This is a genomic window from Flavobacterium hydrocarbonoxydans (assembly GCF_009789235.1).
Classification (GTDB): Bacteria; Bacteroidota; Bacteroidia; order Flavobacteriales; family Flavobacteriaceae; genus Flavobacterium; species Flavobacterium hydrocarbonoxydans.
On record NZ_WSTB01000036.1, the window covers coordinates 1 to 650 of the forward strand.

Genomic DNA, 650 nt, shown 5'->3' on the forward strand with positions numbered 1-650 from the left:
TGTTACAGGTTGTGAGAGCGCCACCAGATTAGTTGTAGCAGTAAATGTCAACGATCCGGGTACACCAACCACAACATCAGCTACACAGGATTTCTGTTTAGAAGATGCTCCAACAGTTGCCGATATTGCAGTAACACCATCCACAGCAGTTTGGTACAGCAGTGCTACGAGCACTACGCCATTACTAGCTACAGATGCCTTGGCAGACGGAAATTATTATGCTACGATTATAGACGCTGTTACAGGTTGTGAGAGCGCAGTAAGACTGGTTGTGGCAGTAAATGTCAACGATCCGGGTACACCAACTACGACATCAGCTACACAGGATTTCTGTTTAGAAGATGCTCCAACCGTTGCCGATATTGCAGTAACACCCGCTACAGCAGTTTGGTACAGCAGTGCTACAAGCACTACACCATTACTAGCTACAGATGCTTTGGCAGACGGAAATTATTATGCTACTATTATAGACGCAGTTACAGGTTGTGAGAGCGCCACCAGACTGGTTGTAGCAGTAAATGTCAACGATCCGGGTACACCAACTACAACATCAGCTACACAGGATTTCTGTTTGGAAGACGCTCCAACAGTTGCGGATATTGCGGTAAGCCCAGCTACAGCAGTTTGGTATAGCAGTGCTACAAGCACTA

General features: G+C 46.5%; 1 pseudogene. It reads left to right on the forward strand.

The annotated features are described in order from the left end of the window. Window positions 1-650, forward strand: a pseudogene (locus tag GON26_RS21950) (hypothetical protein); the annotation flags it as partial.